Raw genomic sequence first — 2,285 nt, 5'->3', positions numbered from 1 at the left:
AGAATGACTCGTCTTTTTTGTGTTTTATAACTTCTTTTCAAAGCTAAATATTTTGAAGTGCTACTCATTTTTTAAAAGATTTTTGAGTACGTAGCTATATAAGTTTTATTCAATTTCTTTCGTGATTTTTGACAGGTAATTTAAGATTTTCTATTTTATTTCTTAAAGATAGAATTCATTGGTATGTTAAAATAGTACAGTTGTTTTTGATGTACTTTAATATAAGAAGATTTAAGTTAGAAAAGGAGATAATATGAAAAAGATAAGTATAATTACTATAGTAGTCTTAGTCCTGCTAGTAATCGTGTATATGTTAGTTGGAAATTATTTTTATAACTATGCATTAAATGCGAAACAAGAAAAGGAATTTTTGCAAGATAATCCTCATTTAGTGGAAACGGTAAATGCGTCGGGAGATGTATTGGCTGCGAATGAAGAAAAGAATGCAAACTTCGTATCGAAGTATAAACCTAACACATTAACTATACGTTCTTTCGATAAATTAAATTTAAAAGGTTATGAATATATGAATGAACCATCTAGTCATAAATGGGCAATTGTAGTTCATGGATATAGTGGTAGAGCATCAGAAATGACGAAATATGTTCGTAACTTTTATGAACAAGGCTATAATGTCATAGCACCAGACCTTCGTGGGCACGGAAATAGTGAAGGGGATTATGTTGGTATGGGCTGGCATGATCGTAAAGATGTGTTAATTTGGATTCAACAAATCTTAAAGAAAGACCCTAATGCTGAAATAGCTCTATTTGGTGTTTCAATGGGCGGGGCAACTGTAATGATGACTTCAGGAGAAGATTTACCTTCTAATGTTAAAGTTATTATTGAAGATTGTGGATACTCAACTGTTATTGATGAATTTACTTATCAACTAAAAGATTTATTCCACTTACCGAAGTTTCCTGTTATGAATGCGGCAAATACGGTTACTAAATTAAGAGCTGGGTATGATTTAGAAGAGGCCTCAGCTGTAAAACAAGTAGCGAAAAGTAAAACACCTATGCTGTTCATTCATGGGGATGCTGATACATTCGTTCCTTTTGAAATGTTAGATGAAGTATATAATGCTGCAAAAGTAGAAAAAGAGAAATTAATTGTTCCAGGTGCTGGACATGGGGAAGCGGAGAAAGTAGATTCGAATAAATATTGGAATACTGTATGGAAGTTCGTAGGGAAGTATATTCCGGCATAATTAAAGTTGTTGCATTTATATAGACGATAATCGGAGGGATAATAGTTAATCCTTTTGATTATCGTTTTTTTGTTAATTAGGTATTCTGCTATAAGTGTATTTTTGTATGTACTATATGAAGGAGGTAGAGCAAAAACTTTTGAATTCCTTAATCTCAGTGCTACAATGATTGAAAACTAAAAGTTAATGAGGTGTTTCTATGAAAATTGAAGTTTGGTCAGATTTTGTATGCCCATTTTGCTATATTGGGAAACGTAGATTAGAGATGGCTTTAGAGCAATTTCCGCATAAGAAGGATGTTGAAGTTGAGTTTAAAAGTTTTGAATTAGACCAAAATGCTCCAATCTATTCTGGGACAAGTATTAATGAAGTACTTGCATCAAAGTATGGAATTAGTATTGAAGAAGCTAAGCGTAATAACGTACAGCTAGGAAATCATGCAGCTAGTATGGGTTTAAGTTTTAATTTTGATGAGATGAAGCCGACGAACACGTTTGATGCGCATCGTCTTGCGAAGTTTGCAAAGGATCAAGGAAAAGAAAAAGAGATTACGGAAAATCTACTTTTCGCATACTTCACTGAATCGAGAAATTTAAGTAATGTGGATACACTTGCTACTATCGCTGAAGTTTCAGGTTTAGATAAGCAAGAGGCTTTAAATGTTATTAATGATAAAAATGCGTATGCAAATGATGTTAGAATTGATGAAGCGATTGCTCAGCAATATCAAATTTCGGGAGTACCTTATTTTATTATTAATCAAAAGTATGCTATTTCAGGTGCACAACCACTTGAAACTTTTGTTGGTGCACTTCAGCAAGTGTGGGAAGAAGAGAATCCTACACCTAAGTTACAAGAACTTTCTTCAGAGGGTGGAAGCGATCTTTCTTGTACTGATGGAAGTTGTTCGGCGCCGTCGAAAGAGCAATAGTTTTTATAGTAGAGTAGTACCCCATAGATAGTTCTGTGGGGTGCTTGTATATAACTATAGAAGAAATACATAAGTGAAATCTATAAAATATAAAGTTTTTTAAAAAACGTATTGACGATTATACTTTAGAGGTGTAATATA

General features: G+C 33.0%; 2 protein-coding genes. Both read left to right on the top strand.

Annotated features, from left to right (window positions below; genetic code table 11):
• The first annotated feature begins 253 nt into the window (after window positions 1–253).
• The gene (locus HMPREF2590_RS08725; protein WP_000723977.1) at window positions 254–1,213 is read left to right on the top strand and encodes an alpha/beta hydrolase; all 960 of its coding nucleotides are present in this window, start codon (window positions 254–256) and stop codon (window positions 1,211–1,213) included.
• Between the two features lie 199 nt (window positions 1,214–1,412).
• On the top strand, window positions 1,413–2,144 hold the full coding sequence (locus HMPREF2590_RS08720) for a DsbA family oxidoreductase (RefSeq protein ID WP_050821495.1): 732 nt from the start codon (window positions 1,413–1,415) through the stop codon (window positions 2,142–2,144).
• Window positions 2,145–2,285 lie beyond the last annotated feature (141 nt).

The sequence above is a fragment of the Bacillus sp. HMSC036E02 genome (genome assembly GCF_001836235.1).
Taxonomy (GTDB): domain Bacteria; phylum Bacillota; class Bacilli; order Bacillales; family Bacillaceae_G; genus Bacillus_A; species Bacillus_A cereus.
Note: the sequence above shows the minus strand (reverse complement) of the source record. Positions and strands in the feature narration are given on the sequence as shown.